The organism is Paracoccus lutimaris (assembly GCF_003337565.1).
Lineage (GTDB): Bacteria > Pseudomonadota > Alphaproteobacteria > Rhodobacterales > Rhodobacteraceae > Paracoccus > Paracoccus lutimaris.
The window spans coordinates 23,483-45,059 of record NZ_QPJL01000014.1 but is presented as its reverse complement, the minus strand read 5'-3'; the positions used below and the strand labels follow the sequence as shown (position 1 = coordinate 45,059).

Annotated in this window: 21 protein-coding genes; 16 read left to right on the top strand and 5 right to left on the bottom strand. The window is 65.8% G+C overall.

Going from position 1 to position 21,577, the window contains the following annotated elements:
* Window positions 1–183: 183 nt before the first annotated feature.
* From petA to uvrC, 8 genes are all read left to right on the top strand, one after another.
* Entirely contained in the window at window positions 184–753 is a 570-nt protein-coding gene (gene petA / locus DFP89_RS13175) for a ubiquinol-cytochrome c reductase iron-sulfur subunit (RefSeq protein WP_181870338.1), read from the top strand.
* Between the two features lie 10 nt (window positions 754–763).
* Window positions 764–2,086, top strand: a complete 1,323-nt coding sequence (gene petB / locus DFP89_RS13170; RefSeq protein WP_114349857.1) for a cytochrome b — start codon at window positions 764–766, stop codon at window positions 2,084–2,086.
* 12 nt (window positions 2,087–2,098) lie between these two features.
* Window positions 2,099–3,403, top strand: coding sequence for a cytochrome c1 (locus DFP89_RS21035; RefSeq protein ID WP_114349856.1), 1,305 nt, complete (start codon window positions 2,099–2,101; stop codon window positions 3,401–3,403).
* 119 nt (window positions 3,404–3,522) lie between these two features.
* The gene (locus DFP89_RS13160) at window positions 3,523–4,398 is read left to right on the top strand and encodes a ribokinase (RefSeq protein ID WP_114349855.1); all 876 of its coding nucleotides are present in this window, start codon (window positions 3,523–3,525) and stop codon (window positions 4,396–4,398) included.
* A gap of 40 nt (window positions 4,399–4,438) precedes the next feature.
* Entirely contained in the window at window positions 4,439–5,239 is an 801-nt protein-coding gene (locus tag DFP89_RS13155; RefSeq protein ID WP_114349907.1) for a S49 family peptidase, read from the top strand.
* A gap of 103 nt (window positions 5,240–5,342) precedes the next feature.
* A complete protein-coding gene (locus DFP89_RS13150) occupies window positions 5,343–6,299 on the top strand; it encodes a calcium/sodium antiporter (RefSeq protein ID WP_114349854.1) in 957 nt (318 codons plus the stop codon).
* Window positions 6,296–7,066, top strand: a complete 771-nt coding sequence (locus DFP89_RS13145) for an SDR family oxidoreductase (RefSeq protein ID WP_114349853.1) — start codon at window positions 6,296–6,298, stop codon at window positions 7,064–7,066. The genes DFP89_RS13150 and DFP89_RS13145 overlap by 4 nt, the downstream gene beginning before the upstream one ends.
* Window positions 7,067–7,368: 302 nt before the next feature.
* A complete protein-coding gene (gene uvrC / locus DFP89_RS13140; protein ID WP_114349852.1) occupies window positions 7,369–9,264 on the top strand; it encodes an excinuclease ABC subunit UvrC in 1,896 nt (631 codons plus the stop codon).
* 123 nt (window positions 9,265–9,387) lie between these two features.
* Here uvrC and DFP89_RS13135 read toward each other — a convergent pair whose 3' ends face one another.
* Window positions 9,388–10,017, bottom strand: coding sequence for a metal-binding protein ZinT (locus DFP89_RS13135; RefSeq protein ID WP_245948735.1), 630 nt, complete (start codon window positions 10,015–10,017; stop codon window positions 9,388–9,390).
* A gap of 282 nt (window positions 10,018–10,299) precedes the next feature.
* On the opposite strand from DFP89_RS13135, the gene pgsA reads away from it, so the two are divergent.
* From pgsA to DFP89_RS13115, 4 genes are all read left to right on the top strand, one after another.
* A complete protein-coding gene (gene pgsA / locus DFP89_RS13130; protein ID WP_114349851.1) occupies window positions 10,300–10,929 on the top strand; it encodes a CDP-diacylglycerol--glycerol-3-phosphate 3-phosphatidyltransferase in 630 nt (209 codons plus the stop codon).
* On the top strand, window positions 10,919–11,170 hold the full coding sequence (moaD, locus tag DFP89_RS13125) for a molybdopterin converting factor subunit 1 (RefSeq protein WP_114349850.1): 252 nt from the start codon (window positions 10,919–10,921) through the stop codon (window positions 11,168–11,170). The genes pgsA and moaD overlap by 11 nt, the downstream gene beginning before the upstream one ends.
* A gap of 1 nt (window position 11,171) precedes the next feature.
* Entirely contained in the window at window positions 11,172–11,606 is a 435-nt protein-coding gene (locus DFP89_RS13120) for a molybdenum cofactor biosynthesis protein MoaE (protein ID WP_114349849.1), read from the top strand.
* A 72-nt stretch (window positions 11,607–11,678) separates the two neighbouring features.
* Window positions 11,679–12,635 carry an acetyl-CoA carboxylase carboxyltransferase subunit alpha gene (locus DFP89_RS13115; RefSeq protein WP_114349848.1) on the top strand — a complete coding sequence of 319 codons (957 nt, stop codon included), beginning with the start codon at window positions 11,679–11,681 and terminating at the stop codon, window positions 12,633–12,635.
* A gap of 97 nt (window positions 12,636–12,732) precedes the next feature.
* Here DFP89_RS13115 and DFP89_RS13110 read toward each other — a convergent pair whose 3' ends face one another.
* The gene (locus DFP89_RS13110; protein ID WP_114349847.1) at window positions 12,733–14,001 is read right to left on the bottom strand and encodes a 4-aminobutyrate--2-oxoglutarate transaminase; all 1,269 of its coding nucleotides are present in this window, start codon (window positions 13,999–14,001) and stop codon (window positions 12,733–12,735) included.
* Between the two features lie 121 nt (window positions 14,002–14,122).
* On the opposite strand from DFP89_RS13110, the gene DFP89_RS13105 reads away from it, so the two are divergent.
* The gene (locus DFP89_RS13105) at window positions 14,123–14,842 is read left to right on the top strand and encodes a rhomboid family intramembrane serine protease (protein WP_114349846.1); all 720 of its coding nucleotides are present in this window, start codon (window positions 14,123–14,125) and stop codon (window positions 14,840–14,842) included.
* Here the strand turns inward: DFP89_RS13105 and mnmC2 are convergent.
* Window positions 14,839–15,495 carry a tRNA (5-methylaminomethyl-2-thiouridine)(34)-methyltransferase MnmC2 gene (mnmC2, locus tag DFP89_RS13100; RefSeq protein WP_114349845.1) on the bottom strand — a complete coding sequence of 219 codons (657 nt, stop codon included), beginning with the start codon at window positions 15,493–15,495 and terminating at the stop codon, window positions 14,839–14,841. The genes DFP89_RS13105 and mnmC2 overlap by 4 nt on opposite strands.
* A gap of 48 nt (window positions 15,496–15,543) precedes the next feature.
* Between mnmC2 and DFP89_RS13095 the strand changes: the two genes are divergently transcribed.
* Window positions 15,544–16,563 carry an NAD(P)/FAD-dependent oxidoreductase gene (locus DFP89_RS13095; protein ID WP_114349844.1) on the top strand — a complete coding sequence of 340 codons (1,020 nt, stop codon included), beginning with the start codon at window positions 15,544–15,546 and terminating at the stop codon, window positions 16,561–16,563.
* On the opposite strand, the gene DFP89_RS13090 is transcribed toward DFP89_RS13095, so the two are convergent.
* Window positions 16,547–17,056, bottom strand: coding sequence for an NnrU family protein (locus DFP89_RS13090; protein WP_114349843.1), 510 nt, complete (start codon window positions 17,054–17,056; stop codon window positions 16,547–16,549). The two genes, DFP89_RS13095 and DFP89_RS13090, sit on opposite strands and share 17 nt — an antisense overlap.
* A gap of 95 nt (window positions 17,057–17,151) precedes the next feature.
* Here DFP89_RS13090 and DFP89_RS13085 point away from each other — a divergent pair, with 95 nt between their 5' ends.
* Window positions 17,152–17,712, top strand: coding sequence for a DUF4202 domain-containing protein (locus DFP89_RS13085; RefSeq protein WP_114349842.1), 561 nt, complete (start codon window positions 17,152–17,154; stop codon window positions 17,710–17,712).
* Window positions 17,705–18,397, top strand: coding sequence for a CbiX/SirB N-terminal domain-containing protein (locus DFP89_RS13080; RefSeq protein ID WP_114349841.1), 693 nt, complete (start codon window positions 17,705–17,707; stop codon window positions 18,395–18,397). The genes DFP89_RS13085 and DFP89_RS13080 overlap by 8 nt, the downstream gene beginning before the upstream one ends.
* A gap of 53 nt (window positions 18,398–18,450) precedes the next feature.
* On the opposite strand, the gene DFP89_RS13075 is transcribed toward DFP89_RS13080, so the two are convergent.
* A complete protein-coding gene (locus DFP89_RS13075; RefSeq protein ID WP_114349840.1) occupies window positions 18,451–21,543 on the bottom strand; it encodes a valine--tRNA ligase in 3,093 nt (1,030 codons plus the stop codon).
* Between the last annotated feature and the right edge of the window lie 34 nt (window positions 21,544–21,577).

Sequence of the window (21,577 nt, the reverse complement as noted above, 5' to 3'; positions counted from 1 at the left end):
GTTTTCGACCGCATGCGGACAGCCAAAATCCCACACCTGCGTCGATTTGCGGCACATCCCCTGGTCTGGCCTTCTGGACTGACAGGAATTTGATCGCTAGAACCGCCTAGGCGAGGGCTGTGCTTTGTCACGGCCCGTTCGGTCGTATCGCCCCGCGAAGGGGCAAGAATGGAGAGCAAACCCGTGTCCCACGCAGACGAACACGCAGGCGACCACGGCACCCGGAGAGATTTCCTCTATTTCGCGACGGCCGGTGCCGGCACGGTCGCGGCCGGAGCTGCGGCCTGGACCCTTGTCAACCAGATGAACCCCTCGGCCGATGTGCAGGCGCTCGCCTCGATCCAGGTCGATGTCAGCGGCGTCGAGACCGGCACCCAGCTGACGGTGAAATGGCTGGGCAAGCCCGTGTTCATCCGCCGCCGCACCGAGGACGAGATCACCAAGGGCCGTGAAGTGCCGCTGCACGACCTGATCGACAAGGGCGCCGAAAACGCCAACAAGCCCGGCGAGGACGCCAGCGACCAGAACCGGACGCTGGACGAGGCCGGCGAATGGCTGGTGATGATCGGCGTCTGCACCCATCTGGGCTGCGTGCCGATCGGCGACGGCGCCGGCGATTTCGGTGGCTGGTTCTGCCCCTGCCACGGCTCGCATTACGACACTTCGGGCCGCATCCGCAAAGGGCCGGCGCCGCAGAACCTGCATGTCCCCGTTGCCGAATTCGTCAACGAAACCACCATCAAGCTGGGCTGAGGAGGCACAGATGGCCGGAATTCCCCACGACCATTACGAGCCCAAGACGGCGATCGAGCGCTGGCTGCACCGCCGCCTGCCCGTCGTCAGCCTGGTCTATGACACCCTGATGATCCCCACCCCCAAGAACCTGAACTGGTGGTGGATCTGGGGCATCGTCCTTGCATTCTGCCTTGCGCTGCAGATCGTCACCGGCATCGTGCTGGTCATGCATTACACGCCGCATGTCGACCTGGCCTTTGCCTCGGTCGAACATATCATGCGCAACGTGAATGGCGGCTACATGCTGCGTTACCTGCATGCGAACGGCGCCTCGCTGTTCTTCTTTGCCGTCTATATCCACATCTTCCGCGGTCTCTACTACGGCAGCTACAAGGCCCCGCGCGAAGTGACCTGGATCGTCGGCATGCTGATCTATCTGTGCATGATGGGCACGGCCTTCATGGGCTATGTTCTGCCCTGGGGCCAGATGTCCTTCTGGGGCGCCACCGTGATCACGGGCCTGTTCGGCGCGATCCCGGGCATCGGCGAATCGATCCAGACCTGGTTGCTGGGCGGCCCGGCCGTCGACAACCCGACGCTGAACCGCTTCTTCTCGCTGCATTACCTGCTGCCCTTCGTCATCGCGGCGCTGGTGATCGTCCATATCTGGGCCTTCCACACCACCGGCAACAACAACCCCACCGGCATCGAGGTGCGCCGCACGTCGAAGGAAGAGGCCGAAAAGGACACCCTGCCCTTCTGGCCCTATTTCGTGATCAAGGACCTGTTCGCGCTGGCCGTGATCCTGGTGGTGTTCTTTGCCGTCGTCGGCTTCATGCCGAACTATCTGGGCCACCCCGACAACTATATCGAGGCGAACCCGCTTGCGACGCCCGCGCATATCGTGCCGGAGTGGTATTTCCTGCCCTTCTACGCGATCCTGCGTGCCTTCACCGCCGATGTCTGGGTGGTGATGCTGGTCGAATGGCTGACCTTCGGCATCGTTGACGCCAAGTTCTTCGGCGTGGTCGCCATGTTCGGCGCGATCATCGTCATGGCGCTGGTGCCGTGGCTGGACACCTCGCGCATCCGTTCGGGCCAGTATCGTCCGCTGTTCAAGTGGTGGTTCTGGATCCTTGCGGTCGACTTCGTCGTGCTGACCTGGGTGGGCGCCATGCCGACCGAGGGGATCTACCCCTATATCGCGCTGGCCGGGGCGGCCTATTGGTTCGCCTATTTCCTGATCATCATGCCGCTGTTGGGCATCATCGAAAAGCCGGCGCCCATGCCACAGACGATCGAGGAAGACTTCAATGCCCATTACGGGCCCGAAACCCATCCTGCCGAGTAAGGAGAGGCAACAATGACCATGAGAAACGCATCGCTCACGGCTATTGCGGCCCTGACGGTTGCTTTGGCAGGGGGCGCGATCGCGCAGGACGCCAGCACCGCGACCACCGCGCCTGCCGGTTCGAGCTATCAAAACAACGCTTCGCCCGCTCCGGCGGCCGAGGCGGCACCGGTCGCCGAGGCGGTGACCGAGGCTCCGGCCGAGGCTGCACCCGCAGCCGCTGCCGAGGCCGCGACTGAGGCTGCCCCGGCAGCGGAAGCACCTGCTGAACCTGCGGCGGAACAGCCTGCCGCAGAACCGGCCGCAGAACCCGCAGCAGAACCCGCAGCCGAGCCGGCGGCGGAAGCGCCGGCCGAGGCCGCTCCTGCGGCTGAGGCCGAGGCTCCGGCCGAAGCGCCGGCGGCTGAGGCCGCACCTGCCGAGGCCCCTGCTGCCGAAGAAGCACCCGCCGCAGAAGCCGCGGCGGAACCGGCTGCCGAGGCTCCGGCCGAGGCTGCTGCAGAACCGGCGGCGGAAGGCGAAGACGCGGCGCATGCCGCTGCCGAGCCCGCGGCGGAAGGACACGCCGCCGAAGGTGAAGCCGCTGCCAGCCACGAGGCCGCGCATATCGAGGACGTCGCCTTCAGCTTCGAAGGCCCGTTCGGCACCTATGACCAGTTCCAGCTTCAGCGCGGCCTGCAGGTCTATACCGAGGTCTGCGCCGGCTGCCACGGCCTGCGCTATGTCCCGCTGCGCACGCTGGGCGATGCCGGTGGCCCCGAGCTGCCCGAGGATCAGGTCCGCGCCTATGCCGCGCAATTCGACATCACCGATGCCGAAAGCGGCGAGGACCGTCCGCGCGTTCCCACCGACCATTTCCCGACCGTCTCGGGCGAGGGCATGGGTCCGGACCTGTCGCTGATGGCCAAGGCGCGCGCCGCCTTCCACGGGCCTTATGGCACGGGTGTGTCGCAGCTGTTCAACGGCACGGGTGGCCCGGAATATATCCACGCCATCCTGACCGGCTATGACGGCGAGACCAAGGAGGAGGCGGGCAGCACCTTCTATCACAACGCGGCCTTTGCCGGTAACTGGATCCAGATGCCGCAGCCGCTGACCGACGATCAGGTCACCTATGAGGACGGCACCCCGGCCACGGTCGACCAGATGGCCAAGGACGTCGCCGCCTTCCTGATGTGGACGGCCGAGCCGAAGATGATGGACCGCAAGCAGGTCGGCTTCGCCTCGGTGATCTTCCTGATCGTGCTGGCGGCGCTGCTTTACCTGACCAACAAGAAGCTGTGGTGGTCGGTCAAGCATCCGCGCAAGCCCGAGTGATCCGGGCGGCCTGAAAATCGAAACGCGCCCCTCAGCGGGCGCGTTTTTCGTTTCTGCCCCGGCATATGGACAAAGCCCCGGATTCCCGGTCACATTGCGCCAGCAATGGGGGGCGGCGCATGACGATCTATAATCTCGGCTCGATCAATATCGACCATGTCTATCGTCTGACCGCCCTGCCGCGCGCCGGCGAGACGATCAGCTCGCAGGGCTATGCGCTGGGGCTGGGCGGCAAGGGCGCGAACCAGTCGGTGGCCGCCGCCCGCGCCGGTGCCCAAGTCCAGCATCTGGGCGCGATGGGCGCGGGCGATGGCTGGGTTCTGGACAAGCTTGCAGCGGCGGGGGCCGGGACCGGCGCGATCGCGCGGCTTGAAGGGGTTGCGACGGGCCATGCCATCATTCTGGTCGATGGGGGCGGCGAGAATTCGATCATCCTGCATGGCGGCGCGAACCATGCCCTGCCCCCGACCCTGCTGGAGCGCGACCTTGCCGGCATCGGCCCCGGCGACATCCTGATGCTGCAGAACGAAACCAACCTGCAGGCCGAGGCGGCCGCCCGCGCCCATGCCGCAGGTGCCCGGGTGATCTATTCTGCCGCCCCCTTCGAGATTGAGCCGCTGCGCGCCGTGCTGCCGCATGTGACCATCCTTGCCGTCAACGAGGTCGAGGCCCGCGACACCTTCGCCGCCTTTGGCGAGGATCTGCCGGTCGAGGGCATGCTGATCACGCGCGGAGCCGAGGGGGCGGAATATCGCGATCTGCGCTCGGGTCAGGTCTGGCACCAGCCGGCCTTCAAGGTGCAGGCGGTCGATACGACCGGCGCCGGCGACTGCTTTGCCGGCTGGTTCGCCGCCGGGCTGTCGCGCAATGAGGACCCACAGACCGCTTTGCGCCACGCCTCGGCCGCCGCCGCCATTCAGGTCACCCGCAAGGGGGCGGGCGACGCCATGCCCGACCGGGCCGAAGTCATGGCTTTCCTGAAAGAACGCGGATGACCGCTTGCCGGATGGCCCCGGCGCGCCTATCTGCTTGGGCATGAAAATCCCATTCCTGACCCGCACGGCCAGCGTGGCCGTCCTGCGCCTGCAAGGCACCATCGGCGCGACCGGGCGCGGCGCCGGGCTGTCGGATGCCGCTCTGGCCCCGCTGCTGGAACGCGCCTTCAAGCGCAAGAAACCTCTGGCCGTGGCGCTGGCGATCAATTCGCCCGGCGGCTCGCCGGTGCAATCCAGCCTGATCGGCGCCCGCATCCGCCGCCTGTCGCAAGAACATGACGTCCCCGTCCATGCCTTTGTCGAGGATGTGGCGGCCTCGGGCGGCTATTGGCTGGCCAGCGCCGCCGATTACATCTGGGCCGATGACAGTTCGGTCCTGGGCTCGATCGGGGTGATCGCGGCCGGCTTCGGCTTTACCGAGCTGATCCAGCGCCACGGGATCGAACGGCGCGTGCATACCGCCGGGCGCTCAAAATCCATGCTGGACCCGTTCCGCCCCGAAACCCCCGAGGATGTCGCGCGGCTGGAACGCCTTCTGGTCCCGATCCATCAGGCCTTCAAGGATCAGGTCATCGCCCGGCGCGGCAACCGTCTGCCCAGCGATCGCGACCTCTTCACCGGCGAGATCTGGACCGGCCGCGATGCGGTCGAGCTGGGTCTGGCCGATGGCATCGCCCATCTGGTCCCCAAGATGCGCGAGCTTTACGGCAAGGACGTGCGTTTCCTGACCTATGGCCAGCGCGTGCCGCTGCTGCGCCGCTTTGGGATTTCCGCCGATGCGGTGATCGACAGCGTCGAGGAACGCGCGGCCTTTGCACGTTTCGGGGCCGGACGCGGATGATCAAGCTCGTTCTCATCTTCCTGCTTGTCATTGTCGCGCTGGCCCTGGCCGCCGGGCCGGGCGTGCGCCGCGTCATCGCCCGCATCCTTGGATTGCCGCATAAATGATCGTCGATATCGCCCTTGTGCTGGCCGGTCTGATCGCCCTGGTCATCGGCGGCGAATATCTGGTGCGGGGCGCCACCGCCCTGTCGCTGCGGCTGGGCCTGCCGCCGCTGATCGTCGGGCTGACGGTCGTAGCCTTTGGCACCTCGGCGCCCGAGATGATCGTCTCGGTCGCGGCGGTGCTGAACGGCTCGCCCGATATCGCGCTGGGAAATGTCATCGGCTCGAATATCGCCAATGTGCTGATCGTGCTGGGCCTGCCGGCGCTGATCGCGGGCATCCGCACCGATCAGGCCGACCTGCGCGAAAGCTGGGCGCTGATGGTTGCAGCGACGCTGCTGGTCATCCTGTTCGCGCATCTGGGGCCGATCCACTGGCCGCAGGGCCTGATCATGCTGGGCGCTCTGGTGCTGGTGGTCTGGCGCCAGATCACCACGGCGCGCCGTGATGCCGCACTGACGCCCGCCAGCGGCGACAGCATCGGGGCCGAACTGGGCGGCGGGGCCGAGCTCGCCCCTTGGCGCAGGATCCTGCTCTGGCTGGGCATCGGTCTGGTGGCGCTGCCGGTGGGCGGTCAGGTGCTGGTCACTGGCGCCACCGACATCGCCCGCCTGCTGGGGATCAGCGAGGCGGTGATCGGCCTGACGCTGGTCGCGGTCGGGACCTCGTTGCCGGAACTGGCGACCTCGGTCATCGCCGCCCTGCGCGGGCGGGCCGATCTGGCGCTGGGGAATGTCATCGGCTCGAACATCTTCAACATCCTGTCGATTCTGGGCGTCACCGCGCTGATCGGCACCCTGCCGGTGCCCGAGCAGATGATGAACCGCGATCTGTGGATCATGCTGGCGACCGCGCTGCTGCCGGCGCCCTTCCTGTTCCTGCGCTGGCCGCTGGGCCGGCTGGCCGGGGCGGGCTTTCTGGCCGCCTATGGGCTTTACGTGGGGTCGATGCTGTGACGGCGCTGGTGACAGCCGGGGCGCGCAGGCTGGGCCGGGCCATGGCGCTGTATCTGGCGCGGCGCGGCCATGACGTGGCGATCCATTACAACAGCTCGGCCGCCGAGGCCGAGGCAACCGCCACCGAGGCCCGCGCCCATGGCGTCCGGGCCGAGATTTTCGCGGCCGACCTGCTGGACCTTGACCAGACCGAAACGCTGGTGAGCCGCGTCCATGAGGCGCTGGGGCCGCTGACGGTCCTGGTCAACAATGCCTCGATCTTTGAATACGACAATCTGGACAGCGCCACGCGGGAAAGCTGGGACCGGCATATGGGCTCGAACCTGCGGGCGCCCTTCGTGCTGACGCAGGCCTTTGCCCGGCAGGCGCCCAAGGCCGACCGCAGCGGGGCCGAGCCACGCGCGCAGGCGCTGGTCGTCAACATGATCGACCAGCGGGTGCTGAAACCCACGCCCGAATTCATGACCTATTCGCTGGCCAAGGCGGGGCTGTGGTGGCTGACCCAGACCTCGGCGCAGGCGCTGGCCCCAGATATCCGCGTCAATGCCATCGGCCCCGGCCCGACCCTGCAGGGCAGCCGCCAGTCGGACGACCATTTCGCCCGCCAGCGCGCCGCCACGATCCTTGAGCGGGGCGCAGGTCCCGCAGACATTCAGGCGGCTCTGGGATACTTTCTGAACGCCGATTCCGTGACCGGACAGCTGATCTGCGTGGATGGCGGCCAGCATCTGGGATGGCGTACCCCCGACGTTCTGGGGGTAGAATAGACCCGGATTTCGCGCCAGACGCGACAAGTTGTCCACCTTTCGGATGGCATTCACGAAACCTTCACGATTCTGGCAAGGATTTCAGAGCATTGCACCAAGGACAAAAACATATGTTTGATATCAACACCTTGCAAAACTGTCTATTTTTTAGGCAAACCCTTGAATCCCCAACAATGCCTTGGCGAATACCCTCTTCCCCCAAGGACACCCACAGACTTATCCACAGATTCCGTGGACAGGATTCTTCTTGAACCCCACGGTTCAATTTTGCAGACGCAGCAAAGAATCACCTGGTTAACAAGATGACCGATTCCCCCACCGAAAAGCCCGCAGAAACGCCCACCGGAACGCCGGCCGCCAAGACCGGGCAGGCGCTGATTCAGGACTATCTGAAGACGCTCGACGGCTCGCCGGGAGTCTATCGGATGCTGGATGCTCAGGGTGCGGTGCTTTACGTCGGCAAGGCGCGCAACCTCAAGGCGCGGGTCTCGAACTATGCGCGGGGCAGCGGTCATTCGGCGCGGATCGCGCGGATGATCCGCGAGACATGCTCGATGATGTTTCTGACCACGCGCACCGAGACCGAGGCGCTGCTCTTGGAGCAGAACCTCATCAAGCAGCTGAAGCCGCGCTACAACGTGCTTTTGCGCGACGATAAAAGCTTTCCGAACATTCTGGTCGCGAAATCTCACCCCTTTGCCCAGATCAAGAAGCATCGCGGCGCGAAATCGGAAAAGGGCGACTATTACGGCCCCTTTGCCAGCGCCGGGGCGGTGAACCGGACGCTGAACCACCTTCAGCGGGTGTTCCTGCTGCGGTCCTGCACGGATGCCACCTTCAGCGGCCGCAGCCGGCCCTGCCTGCTTTACCAGATCAAGCGTTGCTCTGCCCCCTGCGTCGGCCGCATCGGGCTTGAGGATTACAAGGCGCTGGTTGCGGATGCCGAACTGTTCCTGCGCGGCAAGTCCACCGCCATTCAGGTGCAGCTTGCGCGTGAAATGTCAGCGGCCAGCGAGGCGATGGAATATGAGCGCGCCGCCGCGCTGCGGGACCGCATCAAGGCGCTGACCGCCGTGCAATCGGTGCAGGCCATCAACCCGCGCGGCGTCCCCGAGGCGGACGTGGTCGCCCTGCATCTCGAGGGCGGGCAAGCCTGTGTGCAGGTCTTTTTCATTCGCGGCAATCAAAGCTGGGGAAACCGCGACTTTTATCCGAAACTGAACGGCGTCGAATCCGCCGATGAGGTGATGCAGGCCTTTCTGGTGCAGTTCTATGACGGCAAGGTGCCGCCGCGCATGATCCTGCTGTCGCACGGGATCGAGGATCCCGACCTGATGACCGAGGCGCTCTCCGAGAAAGCCGGGCGCAAGGTCACGCTGGGCGTGCCCCAGCGCGGCGAAAAGGCGGAACTCGTGGAAAACGCCCTGCGCAATGCCCGCGAGAGCCTGGCCCGGCGCATGTCGGAAAGCGCCGCACAGGCCCGGCTGCTGGAAGCTCTGGCCGAGGCGTTCGACCTGCCCGAGGCGCCGCAGCGCATCGAGATCTATGACAACAGCCACATTCAGGGCACGAATGCGGTCGGCGGCATGGTCGTCGCCGGCCCCGAGGGCTGGATCAAAAGCCAGTATCGCAAGTTCAACATCAAGGGCACCGAGATCACCCCGGGCGACGATTTCGGCATGATGAAAGAGGTGCTGACCCGCCGCTTTTCGCGCCTGCTGAAGGACGACCCGGACCGCCAGACCGATATCTGGCCCGACCTGCTGCTGATCGACGGCGGCGCCGGACAGGTCAGCGCGGTGCATGAGATCATGGTCGAGATGGGGGTCGAGGACATCCCGATGATCGGCGTCGCCAAGGGTCAGGACCGCGACCACGGCAAAGAGGAATTCCACCGCCCCGGCCGGCGCCCCTTTGCCCTGCGCATGAACGACCCGGTGCTGTATTTCGTCCAGCGCCTGCGCGACGAGGCGCATCGCTGGGCCATCGGCACCCACCGCGCCAAGCGCGCCAAATCGGTGATGGCGAACCCTCTGGACGAGATCGCGGGCGTCGGCGCGGCGCGCAAACGCGCGCTTCTGGCGCATTTCGGCAGCGCCAAGGCGGTCAGCCGCGCCGGGCTGGCCGATCTGATGGCCGTGGACGGCATCAGCGAGCAGCTGGCGCAAAAGATCGTCGACCATTTCCAGAAAGCCTGAGGGCAGCGCCAGAACGGCTGAGGGGTGGCTTTCGCCACCCCTCGTCCTTCATCCGGTCTATGGCGGCCCCACCACAAGCCACTCAGCAGGCCGGATCACGACACCGCAGTCAACACGCAGCAATCAATGCGCCAGCATTTCAGCGACGATCTGCGACCCATCCAGCCCAGCCGGGTAATATGTCGGCCAGTTGGTAATCTCGTTAAGCAGGGCGGCGCGGTCCTCACCCCAATAAAGATGGTAATGCCCTGCTTTGACGGGTGCAATGGCATGGTCGCTGAACTGGATGAATTGCGGCGCGCCGGCATCGCCCGAGACTTTCTTGAAGATATAGCGCACGCCGCGATTGCCCTTCTTGTAGGTCAGCGTCTCGTGGCCGTCATTGGCATATTCGCCCGAAACCACGGCCTCGCCCCGGTGGAAGCTGACCTGCTCGCCCTTGATGACGATGCGGTTCACATCGGTGCGATAGCCGATATCGTAATAGTCGCGGTATTCCTGCGCGGTCTTGTCGCCCTTTTCGGCCTTGTGGGCCATGACCGGGTCCAGCGTGCCATCGGTCAGATAGGGATAGACGGATTGCCAGTCGCCCTGCCAATCGGCCAGCGTGCGGTCCTGGATCTGGCTGTCCTCGAAATAGCCTTTATAGACGGTCTTTTCCTCAGCTGGCTTGGCGTCATGGGCGTGATCATGGGCGTGATCGTGGCCATGCGCGCTGTCCTTGGCCGTGGCGGCGCTCTCCGCCTGCGCCATGGCCGGCGTGATCTGCAGCGCCGTTCCCAGCGCCAGTGCCATCAGCCCCGGTCCGAACCGCAGTCCGAGCCCCAGTCCAGGCCCCTGTCCCATCCGCTTTTCCATGTCCCTTGTCCTTTCTGCTTGCCGGTACCGGCGGTTAACAACTCAAATATGTTATGTTATCACATAGCAAATCGCCACTTAACGCAGCCCCCCGCCCGTGACAAGCACATTCGGACAGGGCGCGGCGGCTGAATGCGCCCCCTTCCCCCCGGGCGCGCAAATGCATAAGTTGCGGCCATGCGCTGGACCTTGCCCAACATCCTGACTGTGCTGCGCCTTGCAGCTGCGCCGCTTGTGCCGCTGATGTTTCTGTTCCTTAGCCGGCCATTCGCGGATTTCGCGGCGCTGGTGCTGTTTCTGGTCGCCGCCATCACCGACTGGTTCGACGGCTATCTCGCGCGGCTCTGGGGACAGGAAAGCCGATTCGGCGCCGCCATGGACCCGATCGCCGACAAGGCCATGGTCATCATCGCCGTCGTGGTCATCACCGGCTATTCGGGGATGAACCCCTGGCTGATCCTGCCCTCGACCATCATCCTGTTCCGCGAGGTTTTTGTCGCGGGCTTGCGCGAATATCTGGGCAGCGACGCCAAGCTCTTGAAGGTGACCAAGCTGGCCAAGTGGAAAACTACCGCCCAGATGGTCGCCATCGCCGTGCTGTTTCTGGGCACCGGCCTGAATTATTACGAGGTCGGCCATCCGCCTCTGGTCGGTGAAACCAGCCTGCCCTGGTCCGACAGCTGGTCGGATCTGGCGACGCAATTGGGGCTGGCGCTGATCTGGATCGCGGCGCTGCTGACCGCGATCACCGGCTGGGACTATTTCGACAAGGCCCGCCCCTACCTGAGCGATCACCATGGCCGTTGACGTCTTGTATTTCGCCTGGCTGCGCGAACGCATCGGCCAGCCCCGTGAACGGATCGAGACCCAGGCCGCAACCGTGCGCGAACTGGTCGCCCAGCTGGCCGCGATGGACGAATGGCATGCGCTCGCACTTTCCGACCTGTCCGCCGTCCGCGTCGCCATCGATCAGGAACTGAGCGATCTGGACGCGCCCTTGGCCGGCGCGCGCGAGGTTGCCTTCTTCCCGCCGATGACCGGGGGCTGAGATGTCCGCCCGCGTCCAGCGCGCGCCCTTCGACATCGGCGCCGAACTGGCCGGCTTTGGTGCCGGCGCCGGCGCGGTGGTGACGTTTTCCGGCCTTGTGCGGGACGAGGACGGCCGGCTGGTCGCGCTGGAAATCGAACATTACCCCGGCATGACCGAGCGTGCGCTGACCGCCTATGGCGAGGCCGCCGCCGCGCGCTTCGGGCTTTCGGACTGGCGCATCATCCATCGTTACGGCCGGCTTGAGGTCGGCGAGCAGATCATGATGGTCGCCACGGCGGCGCGGCATCGCGTCGCGGCCTTTCAGGCGGCGGAATATCTCATGGACTGGCTGAAATCCCGCGCCCCCTTCTGGAAGCGGGAAATCGGCCCCGATGGCCCCGGAAACTGGGTCGAGGCCAGATCCGGGGACGAGGATGCGCTGACGCGCTGGTAACGCGGCGTTGCATTCCCGGCCTGCGGGCATCATATAGACCCGGACCAGACCGATGACAGAGCGGAGCCCTGCATGACCTACCTGGAGTTCGAAAAGCCGCTTGCCGATATCGAGGGCAAGGCCGAGGAGCTGCGCGTGATGGCCCGCAAGGGCGAAGGCGTCGATCTGGAGAAAGAGGCCGCCGCGCTTGACAAAAAAGCCGATGACATGCTGCGCGACCTCTACAAGCAGCTGGATCCCTGGCGCAAGACGCAGGTCGCCCGCCACCCCGAACGGCCGCATTGCCGCGACTATATCGACGAGCTGTTCACCGAATACATGCCCCTGGCCGGGGACCGCGCCTTTGGCGAGGATCACGCCGTCATGGGCGGTCTTGCGCGCTTTCGCGACAAGCCCTGCGTGATCATCGGCCATGAAAAGGGCAATGACACCAAGTCGCGCATCCACCACAATTTCGGCATGGCCCGCCCCGAGGGCTATCGCAAGGCGATCCGGCTGATGGACATGGCCGACCGCTTCCGCCTGCCGGTGATCACGCTGGTCGACACGCCCGGCGCCTATCCCGGCAAGGGCGCCGAGGAACGCGGGCAGTCCGAGGCCATCGCCCGCTCGACCCAGAAATGCCTGGAAATCGGCGTGCCGCTGGTTTCGGTCATCATCGGCGAGGGTGGCTCGGGCGGGGCGGTCGCGTTCGCCACGGCAAACCGCATCGCCATGCTGGAACATTCAATCTATTCGGTGATCTCGCCCGAGGGCTGCGCCTCGATCCTGTGGAAGGATGCCGAGAAGATGCGCGAGGCCGCCGTGGCGCTGAAGCTGACCGCGCAGGACCTGAAAAAGCTGGGGATCATCGATCAGATCATCGCCGAGCCGCTGGGCGGCGCGCAGCGGGCACCGGCCGAGACGATCAAGGCCGTGGGCGACACCATCCAGACCATGCTGCGCGAGCTGGAGGGCAAGAAACCCGCCGAGATCGTCAAGGACCGGCGGCAGAAGTTTCTGGCCATGGGGTCGAAGGCGCTGGCCTGAACCGGCCAGTCCTGCGCCGGTTGCACGGTCGCATGGATATTTGAATGAAGAAGAAAGCGAAGGCCCGGCCATATGGTCGGGCCTTGGTCTTTGTGGATCAGGCGCGGGCGGCGCGGATCGAATCCTCGAGCTTGTCCAGCGCCTCGTCGAAGACCTCGTCCTGGATGGTCAGCGGCGCGAGGAAGCGGATGACGTTGCCATAGACGCCGCAGGTCAGCAGGATCAGGTTGCGCTTGAGCGCCTCTTCGCGGATGCGGTTGGTCATCTCGGGGTTGGGCTTGTCGCTGCCGGCGACGTTGAACTCGACCGCGTTCATGAAGCCGGGGCCACGGATGTCGGTGATCTCGGGCACCTCTGATGCGATACCGGCAAGGCGCTGTTTCAGCCGCTGGCCAAGGCGGGTGGCGCGGTCGCAAAGCTGTTCGTCCTCGATCACGTCAAGAACGGCATGGGCGGCGGCCACCGCCAGCGGGTTGCCGGCATAGGTGCCGCCAAGGCCGCCGGGATTGGGGCTGTCCATGACCTCGGCCCGGCCGGTGACGGCGCTGATCGGAAGGCCTCCGCCCAGCCCCTTGGCCATGGTGGTCAGGTCGGCCGCGACGCCGTGATGTTCCATCGCGAACAGCTTGCCGGTGCGGGCAAAGCCGGTCTGCACCTCATCGGCGATGAGCAGGATCTTGTGCTGGTCGCATACCGCGCGCAGGCGCTGCATGAAGCCCGCCGGCACCTCGTAGAAGCCGCCCTCGCCCTGAACCGGCTCGACGATGATCGCGGCGACGCGGGCCGGGTCGATATCGGCCTTGAAGAGCCGGTCCAGTGCCGCCAGCGCGTCCTCGGCGCTGACGCCGTGCAGATCGTTGGGGAAAGGCAGGTGCCAGACATCGTTCATCATCGGACCGAAGCCCGCCTTGTAGGGCTGGACCTTGCCGGTCAGCGACATGCCCATGAAGGTGCGGCCGTGAAAGCCGCCGGCGAATGCGACGACGCCCGGGCGGCCGGTATAGTGGCGCGCGATCTTGATGGCGTTTTCCACCGCCTCGGCGCCGGTCGTGTAGAAGGCAGTCTTTTTCGGAAAGTCGCCGGGCAGCGCCGCGTTCAGGCGCTCGGCCAGCGCGACATAGTTTTCATAGGGCACGACCTGATGGCAGGTATGGGTAAAGCGGTCCAGCTGGTCCTTGACCGCCTGAATGACGCGCGGATGGCGGTGGCCGGTATTGACCACGGCGATGCCAGCGGCAAAGTCGATATAGCGGTTGCCTTCCTTGTCCCAGATCTCGGCGTTTTCGGCGCGATCGGCATAGATCTGCGTGGTCATGCCGACGCCGCGCGAGATGGCGGCATTCTTGCGGTCGGTCATATTGGTCATGTCAGCCCCCCTGATGGACGATTCGGCGCGGATGCTATACGGGCGCCGGTGCGGCGAACAGGGCCGCTTGCGCTATCAGGACGCTTGCGGCACCTTGTGGCGACCCGTTCAAGGTAAGCCGATGTTCCCGATCCGAGACCACAACCCGTCCGAGCGCACGCCCTATGTGACTTATGCGCTGATCATCCTGAACATCGCGATGTTTCTGATCACCGCACCCTGGGCCGGGGGTGCGACCGGGCTTTGGGACCGGCTGGCGCTCTATCCCGTTGCCATCATGCATGGCGAATGGCTGTGGGGGCTGGTCACGCATATGTTCCTGCATGCGGGGCTGATGCATATCGCCGGCAACATGCTGTTCCTGTGGGTCTTTGGCGACAATCTTGAGGACCAGATGGGCCATCTGGGCTTTCTGGTCTTTTATCTGGCCTGCGGGCTGGCGGCGGCGGCAGGGCAGATCGCCACCGACCCGATGAGCACGATCCCCATGGTCGGGGCCTCGGGGGCGATTGCCGGGGTGATGGGGGGGTATCTGTTGCTGTTCCCGCGCGCCCGCGTCGATGTGATCGCGATCATCATCATTATCATCAAGCGGTTCACCATTCCGGCCTGGGTATTGCTGGCGGTCTGGTTCGGCATCCAGATCGTCTCCAGCCTGCTTGGGGCGGATCGGGGCGTGGCCTATATGGCCCATATCGCGGGCTTCATCGCCGGGATCGTGCTGGCGGTGCCCCTGTTCCTGCGCCGGGGCGGGACGGCGTTCTGGGACCAGACCCATGGCCGGCCCCCGCATCCGCCCGTCGATTATACCCGCAGCCGCATCCCGCAGGTCAGGCGCTAAAGCTGGCCCCGGCTCATGTGCCGCTTGCCGGCGAAACCGGGGGCGCGGGTGACGGCAAAGCCCGCCGCAGCCAGCGCGCGCCGCACATGGCCCGCCGCCGTATAGGTCGCGAACGTGCCGCCCGGCGCGGTATGGGCAGCGACCTCGGCCATCAGCCCCTCGCCCCAGAGTTCCGGGTTCTTGGCAGGCGAGAACCCGTCCAGAAACCACGCATCCGCCCGCCCCGGCCATGCCGGCAGGGCCGCGCGGGCATCGGCCTCGATCACCTCGGCACTGACATGGCCAAGGGTGAAGCGGCGCGCCGGCCAGCCCGCGCGCAAGCCTGCCGCCAGATCCGCCAGTTCGGGAAAGGCGGCATGGGCGCGGGCCAACTCGTCAAGGGACATCGGATAGGCCTCGAAGCTGGTAAAGCGGATCGGCACGGTCGCCACCTGCGCCAGCGCCAGCAGGTTCAGCCCAGTACCGAAACCCAGCTCGGCGACGTGAAAGCCGGGATACAGCCGCGCGGGCAGATCATTTCCGGCCAGAAACACATGCCGCGTCTCATCCAGCCCGCCATTCAGGCTGAAATAGGGGTCGTCAAAGCGGCGCGAGACCGGAATCGCCCCCTCGCGCCAGTCCAGATCGGCGCCGCTCTGGTCCTGCTGATCCATCCGCGCTAACTCCTGCTTTCGGGGGCAGTTGCGGCAAGGGGCACCGGCTTGGCAAGGGAAAAACTGACAATCGCCGGGGGCGGCGTCTTTGGGCTGGCTTGCGCATGGGAACTGCTGCGGCGCGGCCAGCCCGTCCGGCTTTACGAGGCGGTGCGGATCGGCGCGGGATCATCCGGCGGCCATGTCGGCGCGCTGGCCCCGCATGCGCCCGAAAACTGGAATGCCAAGAAACAGGTGCAGCTTGAGGCGCTGATCAGTGCCGAAAGCTGGTGGGCCGAGGTGGCGCAGGCAGGCGGCGCCGATCCCGGCTATGCCCGCACCGGCCGCATCCAGCCCGTGCCGCCGGGGACGGAATCCCGCATGGCCGGGCGGATTGCTGACGCCCGCAGGAACTGGCCCGATTGGGCGGGGATGGAGATGACCGACAGCCCGCCCGGCGATCTGGTGCCCGCCTCGCCCTCGGGGCTGTGGCTGATCGACCGGCTGACGGCGCGGATCAGCCCGCGCCGGGCCGGGGCCGCGCTGGCCGCCGCGATCCGCGCCTCGGGCGGCGAGATCGTCGAGGGCACCCCGGCCCCCGACGTCCCCGCGATCTGGGCCACGGGCGTCGCGGGCCTTGCGCCCTTTGGCGGCGGCGGGGTCAAGGGCCAGTCGGCGCTCATGGAATTCGCCGCCCCCGACCAGCCGCAGGTCTTTGCCGACGGACTGCATATCGTGCCCCATGGCGACGGAACAGTCGCCATCGGCTCGACCTCGGAACGCGACGTGATGGAGACCGGCACCGACGACCAGCTTGAGGCATTGATCGCCAAGGCCCGCGCGCTATGCCCGGCCCTTGCCGATGCGCCGGTGATCGACCGCTGGGCCGGGATCCGGCCGCGCGCACGCTCCCGCGCGCCCATCGTCGGGCCATGGCCGGGACGGCCGGGGCATTACGTCGCCAATGGCGGCTTCAAGATCGGGCTGGCCATGGCGCCCGCCATCGCGGCCATGCTGGCCGACCTGATCCTTGAGGGCCAGGACCGCATCCCCGAGGGCTTTCGCCCGCCTGTCATGGCAGCGGACTGACCCCGATCACCAGCGGATGCAGGTGAAACAGCGCCGCCCAGACCAGAACCGCCCCCAGAATGCGCGGCCAGCCCAGATTCAGCCGCACGCTCCGGCGCAGAGAGATCACCAGCCCGAACAGCGCATAGGCCAGCAAAAGCCCGAACAGGATGCCATGCGCCAGATCGCCATTCGCGACCAGATGCGCCCCCGCCCAAAGCGCGAATCCCGCCATCAGCCCGGCCATGCCCGCCACCGCCGGGGCCAGCACCGCCAGCGGCATGGCCAGATTAACCAGCCAGCGCATCCAGCCCTCATGCGGCCACAGCTCGACATAGGGCGCCCGCCCCGAGGCAGCGATCAGCCAATAAAGCAACCCCAGCGACAGCGCGCTGTAAGCCGCGACATAGCCGCGCTTGCCCAGCCGCGCGATCAGCGGCGCGCGGAACCGGACCGGGATCACATGCGAGCCCAGAAACGCCGCCAGCGCGATTGAAAATTCAGCCCATTCCATGGCCGCGACCCTAATCCGCGGCATCCGGGGCGGCAATCCGCGTTGACGCCGCGCGCCCCTGCGGCATGATGTCTTCGAAACCAAAAGGACCGACCATGACCCGCCTTCAGACAGCTTTCGCAGCCATCGATCAGGCCAATTCCGCCGACCCGAACCAAAGCGACGGCCAGCCGGTCGAGCTGCTTTACGGCCAGCGCATGACCGAGGAACAGCTTGCGCTTTACCCCGACGCGTCCGAGCCGCTGCGCATCGCCTGCCGCGGCCAGCATATCGAACGCTGGAAACTGCCGCGCCACGATTTCCCGATGGACCGCCCCGGCTATCTGGCATGGCGCACCGAACAGGGCCGCCGCCACGCCGCCCGCGTAGCCGAAATCATGCGCGCGGCTGGCTATGGCGACACGGACATCCAGCATGCCGAAAAGATGCTGATGAAACAGGGCATCAAGCGCGACGGCGATGTGCAGGCGCTTGAGGACGTGGCCTGCTTCACCTTCATCCGCTGGTATATGGGCCCCTTCTCGCAGACCCGCGACCCCGATGAGATGCTGCGCATCGTCGAAAAGACCGCCCGCAAGATGTCGCCCATGGCCCGCGCCCGGGCGCTTGGCGAATTCGCCATCCCCGAGCCCTTCGCCAGCGCCTTCCGTGACTAGGGTCCTGATCGTCGCCCATGGCCAGCCGGGCGACCCCGAACCCCAGCAACAGGCGGTCGAGGCGCTTGCCGCCCGCATTGCCCCCCACCTGCCGCAAGCGCAGGTTCAGGGCGCGACGCTTGCCATGCCCGGCGCGCTGAACATCGCGACGGCCGATACGCTGATCTATCCGATGTTCATGGCCTCGGGCTGGTTCACCCGCAGCGAGCTGCCCCGCCGCCTCGCGCTGGCCGGGGCCGAGGGCGCCCGCGTGCTGGAACCTTTCGGCAGCCATCCCGGCCTGCCGGCCCTGTGCCTGCGCCTGATCACCGATGCCGCCGCCGGACAGGGCTGGCCACTTGCGGACACGGATCTGCTGATCGCCGCCCATGGCTCGGGCCGCTCGCGCGCGCCCTCGACCGCCGCCCGCACCATGGCGGACCGCCTTGCCCCGCATGTCGCCACAACCCATTGCGGCTTCATCGAGGAAGCCCCCTTCATCACCGATGCCGCCCGGGACCTGCCCGCAAGAACGATCTGCCTGCCACTTTTCGCCACCAACGCCGATCACGTGACCGAGGACCTGCCGAATGCCCTGACCAATGCCGGCTTTCAGGGCATCACCCTGCCCCCGGTCGGCCTGGCCGATGCGGTCCCCGCCCTGATCGCCGAAAGCATCAGGGCCGCCCTGAACGAGCGGCCCTGACTTTCTTCTTCACTCAAATATCCATGCGGCCGCGCCACCGGCGCGGCCCGCGCCTACATCGCGGCCAGCTGCGCCAAAGCTGCCCTGATCCGCGCCAGATCATCCTCCAGCGCCGCCAGCTTCTCGCGGGTTTCCTCGATGACTTCCGGCTCGGCATGCTCGACGAATTTCGGATTGCCCAGACGCCCGCGCAGCCCGCCGGCATCTTTCTCGGTCTTGGCCGCCGCCTTTTCCAGCCGCGCGGTTTCCGCCTGCACGTCGATCACATCACCAACCGGCAAGGCAAAGCTCGCGCCAAGCGCTGCGACCGCGATCATGCCCGGCCCCATCGCCCCGTCCACGGGCGCGTTCACCCGCGCCAGCCGCTCGATCAGCGGGGCATTCCCCGCCAGCGCGGCGCGTGCGACGGCATCCGCCTCGGTCACGATCAGGTCCGGACGCGCACCGGCAGGAACGCCGATCTGCGCCCGGGCCGAGCGGATGGCTTCGATCAGCGCGATCACCCAGTTCATCTGCCGGTCGGCATCCGCATCGATCAGCTCAGGCCCGTATTCGGGCCAGTCGCCATGGACCAGCATCCCGGCCCGGTCCCCGGTCAGTGCCCAAAGCTCTTCGGTGACGAAGGGCATGATCGGATGCAGCATGATGTAGCACTGATCCAGCACCCAGCCCATCGTGGCCCGGGTCTCGTCCCGATATTCGCCATCAAACAGCGGTTTTGACAGCTCGACATACCAGTCGCAGACCTTGCCCCAGACAAAGGCGTAAAGCCCGGTCGCGGCATCGTTGAAACGATAGCTGGCCAGCGCATCATCCGTGGCCTGACGGATGCGGGCGACCTCGCCAATGATCCAGCGGTTGACGACGTGCTTCGGCGCGGGCCGCAGGACACCGCCCCGCACCCCGTTCATTTCGGCGAAGCGGGTGGCGTTCCAGATCTTGGTGACAAAATTGCGGTTCGCCTCGACATGCTTTGGCCCCAGCTTGGGATCGCGGCCCATGGCGGCCATGCTGGTCAGGGTGAAGCGCAGCGCATCGGCACCGAAATCGTCGATCAGGGTCAGCGGGTCGATGACGTTGCCTTTCGACTTCGACATCTTCGCGCCCTTTTCGTCGCGCACGAGGCCATGGACATAGACGGTGTGGAAGGGAATATCGCCGACGACCTCAAGCTGCATCATCATCATCCGGGCCACCCAGAAGAAGATGATGTCAAAGCCCGTGACCAGCACATCGGTCGGGAAATGCCGCTGCATTTCCGGCGTATTCTCGGGCCAGCCCAGCGTTCCGATAGGCCAGAGGCCCGAGCTGAACCAGGTATCCAGCACGTCGGGATCGCGCCAGACCGGATAGACCAGCTTGGTCGGGTCCTGCGTCAGGTTGTATTCGGCGAGGCCCTGCGCGAATGCGTCAATGGCCGTGGCACGGTCGGCAACCTCGATCACGCGGGCAATTTCCAGGGGCTGCGGCAGGCCGGCGATGCTGTCGCGGAACTTTTCGAGCACACCGTCGAATGCGGGCGCGGCATGATGGATCTCGTCGCGATGGACCAGACCTTCCTCGAGCAGCGCAAAGATTTCCACCTCATCCAAGGCGCCGTCATGGTCGTCCTCGACCTGACCCTCCAGCGCAAGATCAAGCCCGTACCAGACCGGAATCTGGTGCCCCCACCAAAGCTGGCGCGAGATGGTCCAGGGCTCGATATTTTCCAGCCAGTTGAAATAGACCTTTTTATGCTGCTCGGGCAGGATCTGGGTGCGGCCGTCGCGCACCGCGTCCAGCGCCGGGCCGACGATGCGCTGGGTATCGACGAACCATTGATCGGTCAGCATCGGCTCGATCACCACGCCCGAGCGGTCGCCAAAGGGCTGCATGATCGGTTTTGCATCGACCAGCGCGCGGCGCTCCAGATGCTCGGCGCCGGTTTCGCGGTCGATTTCCTTGTGCAGATAGGTGACGGCCAGCCCCTCGGCGCCGATCTGGTCGATCACCAGCTTGCGGGCGTCGTAACGGTCCAGCCCGCGCAGATCCTCAGGGACAAGGTTGACGTTCGAGACATCGCCCACATCCTCGCCGCGCGCGGCGCGAGAGGCGATTTCGGCGCTTTCCTCATAGGACAGCCCGTCCTCGCGCATCGCGCCCTTGCTGTCCATCAGCGCGTAAAGCGGGATGCCGGCGCGCATCGCAACGGCATAGTCGTTGAAGTCATGCGCGCCGGTGATCTTGACCGCACCCGAGCCGAAATCCGGGTCGGGATATTCGTCGGTGATGATCGGGATCAGGCGGCGATGCTCTTTCGGGCCGACCGGAATTTCGACCAGCTTGCCGACGATGGGCGCATAGCGGGCATCATCGGGATGAACCGCGACCGCACCGTCGCCCAGCATGGTTTCGGGCCGGGTGGTGGCGATACTGATATAGTCGCGGGTTTCGCGCAGGGTGACGTTGCCGTCCTCGTCGCGTTCCACATATTCATAGGTCGCGCCGCCGGCCAGCGGGTATTTGAAATGCCACATATGGCCGGGAACCTCGCGGTTCTCGACCTCAAGATCGGAAATCGCGGTTTCAAAATGCGGGTCCCAGTTCACCAGCCGCTTGCCGCGATAGATGATGCCCTTGTCATAAAGATCGACAAAGACCCGGATCACCGCATCGTGGAAATTGCCTTCCTCGCCCGCGGGGGCACCGGGGGCGCCGGACATGGTGAAGGCGTTGCGCGACCAGTCGCAGGACGCCCCCAGACGCTTCAACTGGTTGATGATGGTGCCGCCGGATTCCTGTTTCCAGCGCCAGATCTCATCGGTGAAGTCCTTGCGGTCCCATTCCCGGCGTGGCGGCTTGCCCTCGGCGGCAAGCTTGCGTTCCACGACCATCTGCGTCGCGATGCCGGCATGGTCCTGACCGGGCTGCCACAGCGTATCAAAGCCGCGCATCCGGTGCCAGCGCACCAGAATGTCCTGCAGCGTATTGTTCAGCGCGTGGCCGATATGCAGGCTGCCGGTGACGTTCGGGGGCGGGATCACCACCGAAAAGCTGTCAGCCCCCGGCTTTGCATTGGCGCCCGCCGCGAAAGCATTGGTCGCCGCCCATTCACCCGCAATCCGCGCCTCGGCGGTCTGCGCGTCGAAGTTCTTTTCCATGGCCATTCCGGTCACCCCTTGAATTGCAAGGGGGATAGCG